This is a genomic window from Candidatus Nitrotoga sp. 1052, from assembly GCF_927312905.1.
Taxonomy (GTDB): Bacteria; Pseudomonadota; Gammaproteobacteria; order Burkholderiales; family Gallionellaceae; genus Nitrotoga.
This window is the reverse complement of sequence record NZ_CAKMHQ010000093.1, coordinates 1-8,435: the sequence shown is the minus strand read 5'-3', so window position 1 is coordinate 8,435 and position 8,435 is coordinate 1. Positions and strand designations below refer to the sequence as shown.

6 protein-coding genes are annotated in these 8,435 nt (G+C 48.1%); all 6 read left to right on the top strand.

Annotated elements, in window-relative coordinates:
- The first annotated feature begins 266 nt into the window (after positions 1 to 266).
- The gene (locus tag MJ768_RS14660) at positions 267 to 3,776 is read left to right on the top strand and encodes a molybdopterin-dependent oxidoreductase (RefSeq protein ID WP_239292782.1); all 3,510 of its coding nucleotides are present in this window, start codon (positions 267 to 269) and stop codon (positions 3,774 to 3,776) included.
- A gap of 79 nt (positions 3,777 to 3,855) precedes the next feature.
- A complete protein-coding gene (locus tag MJ768_RS14655) occupies positions 3,856 to 5,013 on the top strand; it encodes a 4Fe-4S dicluster domain-containing protein (protein ID WP_239292781.1) in 1,158 nt (385 codons plus the stop codon).
- Between the two features lie 7 nt (positions 5,014 to 5,020).
- Entirely contained in the window at positions 5,021 to 6,142 is a 1,122-nt protein-coding gene (locus MJ768_RS14650; protein ID WP_239292779.1) for an ethylbenzene dehydrogenase-related protein, read from the top strand.
- 67 nt (positions 6,143 to 6,209) lie between these two features.
- On the top strand, positions 6,210 to 6,950 hold the full coding sequence (locus MJ768_RS14645; protein ID WP_239292778.1) for a TorD/DmsD family molecular chaperone: 741 nt from the start codon (positions 6,210 to 6,212) through the stop codon (positions 6,948 to 6,950).
- A gap of 135 nt (positions 6,951 to 7,085) precedes the next feature.
- On the top strand, positions 7,086 to 7,295 hold the full coding sequence (locus MJ768_RS14640; RefSeq protein WP_239292777.1) for a hypothetical protein: 210 nt from the start codon (positions 7,086 to 7,088) through the stop codon (positions 7,293 to 7,295).
- A 187-nt stretch (positions 7,296 to 7,482) separates the two neighbouring features.
- Positions 7,483 to 8,435 (top strand): Mrp/NBP35 family ATP-binding protein (locus MJ768_RS14635; protein ID WP_239292776.1); only part of this gene is annotated, 953 nt, incomplete at its 3' end.

Here is an 8,435-nt window from a genome sequence, read left to right as displayed (position 1 = left end):
AAAAAAATAGCACAATCTTGATCTAGATCAAATCGACTTTAATTTATCCGCGTAGATTCGCGATCATTCACTACCCGATTTTTGCCTCCATAAAAATCCGTATATTCAGGGTGTGACTGATGTGGCATATGCTGAAAAAATTAGTTTTTGCGGCATGAATTGTTGTTTTTTGTTTCAACTGAAAGTGGTGAATGAAAATTACTCGGATTGATGCCTTACAAAAGCCGAGAAAATAATTTAATTTAAATTAACATAGGGGTGACTAAATGATGGAAATAAAGAATAACATTGGCAGGCGCAGCTTTCTAAAGCTGTCCGCCACCGCTGGACTAGCTGTAATGGCCAATAACGCCTTTGCAGCTTCACCATTTCTGAAGCCGTATGTAGTTGACAACCCTCTAAAGTCCTACCCGAATAGAGACTGGGAGAAGGTTTACAGGGACATGTTCCACGTTGACAGCGAATTTATATTCCTTTGCGCGCCAAATGATACGCACAACTGCCTCCTTAAGGCCCATGTAAAGAATGACGTTGTAATCCGCATCTCGCCGTCATACGGCTACGGAGATGCCGAAGATATGGATGGAAACCGTTCCAGTCACAGATGGGAGCCGCGGATCTGTAACAAGGGTATGGTTATGAACAGAAAAGCCTATTCTGACAGAAGGCCAAAAGGCGCGATGGTTAGAACCGGCTTCAAGGCATGGGCAGAAGCGGGATATCCACGGACTGGAGCAAACGGCTTCCCGGATCAGAAATATCTGCAACGCGGAAAAGAGCCCTTCATCAAACTGCCATGGACCGAGGCTTACGCGTTGGCAGCTGGGGCGCTGGAGAACATCGCCAGGACCTATTCTGGTGACAAGGGCGCAGCATTGCTGACTAGGCAAGGCTATGACCCCGAGATGATTGCATCCATGCACGGATGCGGCTGTAAGACCATGAAATTCCGGGCAGGTATGGCCGCTCTCGGCGTTTTAAGAATATATTCGATGAAGAGATTTGCACAAGGACTGGCTCTTCTGGACGCCTATGTAAGAAATGTAGGGCCGGATGAAGCGAGTGGCGCAAAAGTATTGGACAGCTATTCCTGGCATACCGATCTGGCGCCTGGATGTCCTATGGTCTCAGGTCACCAGATGCTGGATTATGAGTTCATGGTATATGAACATGCCAAGCTTATTGTATTCTGGGGTAACAACTTCGTTTGTACCAAGATGCCGGATCTTCATTGGGTCAGTGAATCCAGGCTCAAAGGATGCCATATTGTAGACATCTCCATCGATTACCACGCAACATCCAACAAGGCAGATGACGTCATTATTCTTCGTCCTGGTACGGATCCCGCTCTTGGTCTTGGCGTGTGCCATCACCTCATCAAGAACAACCACTATGACGAGAATTATCTGAGAGCCAATACAGATATGCCTCTGCTGATCAGAACGGATAACTGGAAGAACCTGAAGGCATCGGACATCATCGCGGACTACAAGCTTGCTGATCTTACGCACCACCTCAGGGTGATGAAGCCGGGCGAAGGTCCAACGATGCCGCCAGCGTTTCAATCTACGGCCTTCGTTGCAGAAGACGTCCGTAAATTCTGGGGCGACAACGTAGTATGGGATAAAAAGACAAACAAAGCTGTTCCGCTTACCCGGGATGAGTGCGGCGCGCGCTATGCTGCGAAGGGAGTCGAATCAGCATTGACTGGCGATTATGAAGTGACCTTGGTTGATGGAAAGAAGATCAAGGTTACGACTGTATTCCAGTTGCATAAAGAATACCTTGAGGAATTCACACCAGAGAACACCTCTATCATGACCGGCGTTCCGGTGGAAGCGATTGTTGACCTTGCCAACCTGTTCCACAAACACAGAGGGCAAGGCATCATCAGCACCGGTGCGGGAACCAATCACTACTTCAATTCAACCCTGAAGGATCGTGGTTTCATGTTGCTATCGGCACTGAGCGATAACGTTGGCCATATTGGAGGATGTACCTTCGGTAACTATGTGGGTAACTACAGGCAGTCAGTCTTTGGCGGGTTTGGTCAGTATCTTCTGGAAGATCCGTTCAATCCCGAGTTGGATGGCCGTAAGATGGTCACCAAAATGGCTCACTATACAGATGACGAATCTGCCCATTACTACAACTATGGCGATCGGCCATTAAGGAATGGAACCAGGTTGCTGACTGATCCTGGGCATATGCCAGCTCCTACCAAGGTGCTCTGGCAGGCTAACTCCAACTCCTCTTTGGGAAATGCCAAAGGTCACTATGACATGGTCGTAAATACCCTCCCAAGATGGGAAGCGATATTTTACAGTGACTGGAATTGGACCGCATCTTGCGAATATTCCGACATCGTTTGGGGCGTGGATTCCTGGTTGGAAAACAAGCATACCGACATGGCCTGCTCCTGTTCTAACCCGTTCCTTACCGTTTCTCCTATTACGCCGTTGAGGAGATTCCAGGATACCGTTGGAGATGCTGAAGTTCCTGCCGGAATCTTTAGGGCGTTTACAGCGATGACCGGTGATCAAAGGTTTGCCGACTTCTTCAAATTTGTGGGAACCAATCCTGCCGGAAATCCGGCAGACAGGGATTCCGAGGTTTACGGGCAACGGGTTCTCAACGCGGGATCGGCCACCAGAGGAATGGTTTTTGCTGAGATCAGAGAGAAAGCCAAAAGGGGTATTCCTAGCATCTTCATGGCCAGAACCTACCCAAGAGTTAGCGGCTGGGAGCAGACAGCTGAAGGCGGTGGCTTGCCTTGGTACACCAAGAGCGGCAGGTTGGAATTTTACATGGATGATCCCCGGTTGATTGATGGGGGCGAGAATCTCACCGTGTATCGCACACCGATTGATTCAAGCCACTACGAGCCGAATGTCATCGTCGGTAACAGCCGCGCTTTTGCATTGATGGAAACACCTGAGATGCGCGGTCTGGAAAGGATGGGGAACAGTCTCAAGATTGCCGAGAACAGGCAAGGAAGAAACGTCATACTGACGACAAAAGAGCTGATGGCGACCAACCATCCCCTCAGGCCGCACGGGTATGAGTTCTGCTTCAATTCACCCAAGTACAGGCACGGCGCCCATACAACCCCGATTGATACGGACTTGATGACATTGTGGTGGGGGCCGTTTGGCGACATCTACCGTCATGACAAGAGGCAGCCGTCAGTCGGTGAAGGGTTTGTGGACGTTAATCCGCTCGATGCCAAGAGATTCGGCATTGATGAAGGCGATTATATCTGGGTCGACGCTGACCCTGGCGACAGGCCTTACAAAGGATGGAAAGAAGGCACGCCGGAATACGCACTTGCCCGGTTCATGGTCAGATGCAGATATTTCCCCGGTATGTCCCAAGGCTCTATGCGGATGTATTACAACGCCTATGCTGCAACGTATGGCAGTATGGAAGGTGCGAGGACCCGGGCTGATGGATTGGCCAAGAGCCCAAGGACCAACTATCAGGCAATGTTCAGGTCCGGAAACCATCAAAGCTGCACCAGGGCGTGGATCAACCCGACCAACACGACTGACACCGTGGCCAACAAGAAAGTCTTTGGACAGGAAATTATTATTGGTATGCAGAATGACGTCCACTGCGCCAATGGTTCTCCAAAAGAATCATATGTGAAGATAGAGCTGGCTGAAAAAGGCGGTGTAAACGGTGGAGTTTGGCATATTGCAGCTAAAGGCTACAGGCCAACCTATGAAAGCCTTCAAATGAGGACATATCTCAAGGGCGGGTTTACCAGCAGATAATTACGGGTGTGCAGCCGCCGCCTTGAATAAGGGCGGCGTTCTTGGAATTGTGAAATAATTTTGTAAATGGAGATCTACAATGGCAAAAGTTAGAAATTGGCAACTGGGCAGGGAAATGGATTACCCCTATGAAGAAAACAGGCCAGGTCGGCAAATCACCATGTTATTCGATTTGAATAAATGTATCGCCTGTCAGTCTTGTACTATGGCGTGCAAAACGACCTGGACGGCCGGTAAAGGCCAGGAAACGATATTCTGGAATAACGTGGAATCGAAGCCTTATGGATTCTATCCCCTTGCTTGGGATGTGAAGGTTTTGGCACTGCTGGGAGAACAAGCGCAACCGTGGTCAGGCAACAAGTACAACGGCACGACGATCTTTGAAGATCTGGGCATGAATCAGCGGATCAAGGGTTATCTGCCTGATGAAATGGACTATGCGCATCCGAACCTTGGGGAAGATGAATGCCTTAAGATTCTGGATGGTGAAGGGGATTATATCAAGGGCCCTACTCACAAGAACTGGGGTTTCTTCTTCCCACGGATTTGCAATCACTGCACCTTCCCAGGTTGCTTGGCAGCGTGCCCAAGAAAGGCGATCTACAAGAGGCAAGAAGACGGGATCGTTTTAATTGATGCGTCCAGATGCCGCGGATACAGAGAATGCGTTGCTGCTTGCCCATACAAGAAGTCGTTCTACAATGACACTACCCGGACCGGCGAAAAGTGCATATCGTGCTATCCGAAAGTAGAGGCTGGGTTGATGACTCAGTGCGTTACTCAATGTATCGGAAAGATCCGTCTGAACGGCTTCAAGTCAGCCGATTTCGATAAGATCACGAGCAAGCAAGTCCGGGAAAACAACCCGATCGATTTCCTGGTGCATGTAAGAAAGATAGCACTGCCGATCTATCCGCAGTTTGGCACTGAGCCGAACAACATGTACTTGCCACCTGTCCATGTCAACCCTGATTTCCTGTCTCAAGTATTTGGTCCCGGCGTTGAGAACTCCATCAAGCAATACCGGAATGCAGGCAAGGACAAGGAACTTTTAGCCGCTTTGTTACTCTTTGGAACGACCGAACGGATATGCGACACGTTCAAGCTTGAGGGTAATGAGACGGTTGGTTATGATCCACAAGGAAAAGAGATTGTCCGAGTTCCATTGACTGAACCTGTTTATATCAGGCAGGTCAAGAATTTGAAGACCGGCGCATTTCTTACCAACAACTCATAAGGGGCGGATGATGAAAAAACTATTAATAGCCGCGTCACTTTTGATGATTCCTGTTGCGACTCCTGCCTTTGGGAGTGATGCTGCACACGGACCAGCCAAAGATTTGACGATTCCAATTATTGCTGTCGATAATCCTGGTCAATATGGGGGCCACGCGTTCCATGGTTCCTTTAAAAGGCTGCCGCCAGTTCGTCTGGATGGGGGTGAAACGTATAATGTTGGCGTCATCAAGTCCAAGGCAGTAAAGGGAGAAATCCCGATGGACCCGGTGAACAGGACATGGCATCAGGAAGATCCAGTAAGGGAAACCTCTTACAATCAGTACAATCAGAGCTGGGAGCAAGCGCCGGCAACGATATGGAATGATGCTTCGGCCACTGAAGTTCCAATGGGCCCGCAGAACCTGGTGATGCCTGGTTTAGTAGTGGCTACAGTACCGATGGTGAAGGTCAAGTCTGTTCATAACGACAAGGATATTGCTTTCTTGTTAACTTGGTATGATTCAACCAAGTCTGAAACGGAAACAATGGAAGACAAGTTTTCTGATGCAATCGCCGTTATGTTCCCGGTGAATGCTGGATCGGAACCCTCATTCATGATGGGTGACGACGAGAATCCTGTTCACATTGTCTACTGGAAGGCGGCTTGGGAGAGGGATATCGAATTTGGATATCAAGATGTAAGGGATGCTTATCCAAATTATAACTATGATATGTATCCGGAAGTTATCCCGGCAATTGGTCAAACAATTGATACACCTATCAGACGTTATAACGAAGGACAAAGGCAATATTTGGCTGCTTTCAAGCTCAGAAATATCAGCAGAGTTGACCCCGAGAGGTTAACTCCGGTGGAAGAGCTGAATGCCGTTGGCTTCGGAACATTGACCAGGCAGGCCACTAATAATGCAACCGGCAATGGCGTAAGGCGGTTTGGTTACTGGTCGGTTGTCATCAAACGTCCTTTGAACTCCGGCGATGTTCAGGATTCAGTCCTGAAGCCTGGGTCCAAGACCATGATGGCGATCGCTGCTTGGGATGGCAGAAACAGAAACGATGGTGCGGGCGGCAACAGAGGGCCACGCAAGAACTATTCAAACGGAGGCTGGATACCGCTTGAAATTGAATAGTCGTAATTGATGGACATTAGGGGGGCGGCGTTTTAACGCCGCCCCGCTTTTCATTTAAGGGGATAGAATGGTAACGACGAAATCGGAAACAGAGTTGGCCCTCGCGAGGGCAGATGTTTACAGGTTTTTATCAATGGCCTTTGTCTATCCAGACAAAGATAAGCTTGCAACATTGCACGAACTTGCATCCGATATGGATAGTTCAATAAGCCTTCTTCCGTATGACATGAAGGAAGAGTACCTGGCATTTACTAATCTTATCGAGACAGTTGACGTAACCGCGCTACAGCCGGATTTTACCGAGATGTTTTTAACCCGTATGTTTTGTCCTTTGACTGAAACAACCTATGGGAAGAACAGTTTCAACCAGCCGAATATACTTGGCGACATCAGTGGATTTTATAAAGCATTTGGTTTTGTAATGAATGACGATGCCGGGGTTGCATTTGATCATGTAACCGTCGAGCTTGAATTTATGAGCTTTCTGGAATTGAAGATAGCCTATGCCCTGGATCAGGCGATGGAAGAAAACATCGATATCTGCCTGTCTGCGGAAAGAAGATTCCTTGAGCAGCATATCGGGAAATGGACTGGCGTGTTCGGGGAAAATCTTGCAGCGAGAGCGAATGAAGCCTATTACCGAAACCTTGGCTTGCTGTTATCAAAATTCATGGGTTCGGAACTTAAGTTTTTTGGAATTGAAGTTGACAGCAGAATAAAAGAATTGCCAAAATCTGATTATGAGGGACCTGTGGACTGTCCCCAACAGACAGGCACGGAAATGGATGAACCCTTACCTCTTCATTAGTTGGTTATAATTCGTGTCATTTATATTGTGTATATTTAGTAAGGCGATCAATCGTGTGCCGTGCTATATGTGCTTCTGCAGACCTTATTTGAAAAATACATTTTGCTGGCCGATCGCTGAATTAAGGAGTTATTCATGGACAATGGCAAAGTGATGGGAAGGCGCCAATTCTTTAGCAGATTTTTTCCTGTTCTTACAGAAACGATCGTTGAAAAGACGAAAGACGAGACAAATATATCGACCAGTTCGAGCGTTATCAGGCAAACGGCTACCCTCGATAAGGCCGAAGCGGCGGAGGGAGTCGAGGAGGGTGGCGGAAGGAAGTACCCTTGGGTTGGGATGTGACCTCAGGTATGGATATCGAATGGCCGCATACTGAGAAAGCTGCCTATAATCGAGTTTAAATGGGCTGTCAACCTTGAGAAATGTGTTGGCTGAGATAATTGTCTGGCCATCAATAACCAGAGAGCGATTGAGGATGGGGCGATAAACCCCATCCTGATGAAATTATTTATATCACGAGAATGTTTAAATGACGAAAACTATTGAAATAAAGAACATGAGGGACACCCGGACAGTGGCTGCGCCGGCTAAGGACTGCGGATATTTCCATGGCTGCCAAACATGTGACGAAAATGATACCTGCAAGCTGGACCGTGCTGCCCATAAAAAATGGTTGATCAATAAACGGATGGCGGACATCAAGTACAAAGTCCTTGTCGGCAGCAACAAGGGCGGCGTGGGCAAAAGTACCACCACGGTCAACCTTGCCTGTGCCCTGGAAAAACTGGGTTACAAGGTTGGCTTGGCGGATGCTGACCTTCATGGGCCAAACATTCCAAAGATGCTTGGTATTGAAAATGTAAGACTTCGCGGGGATAAAGACGGCATCGCCCCGCACATCATGCCTGCAGGGTTAAAGGTTGCGTCTTTGGGTTTGCTGATAGAAGACCAGAACGAACCAGTTGTTTGGAGAGATGCGGTAAAGTATGAATTTATCATCGAACTCCTTGGGAATATTACGTGGGGCAAGCTCGATTTCCTGATAATAGATCTACCTCCCGGCACGGGAAATGAACATATTACGATCATGGATTTTATTCCCAATCTGGATGGGGTTGTTGTTGTAAGCACCCCACAGGATGTTGCGCTTCTTGACGCAAGGAAAATGATCACTTTTGTAAAAGAAAGGAATACGCCCATTATCGGAATTGTTGAGAACATGAGCGGCTTGATCTGTCCACACTGTAGCGGAGAGATTGATGTATTCAAGAAGGGGGGAGGAGAAAGGGTCGCGAATGAATTGGGCGTGCCATTTATCGGCGCTATCCCGCTCGACAGCGAAATAACAATTTGTGCGGATAAAGGAATCCCCGTGGTGCTGGCTTATCCAGATTCTCCTTCAACAAAGGCATTTATGGCGGTTGCCGAAAGATGTGCGAAATTTCTGGGCGCTCATCCGGAACAGGATGGGCTCGCTGCTGC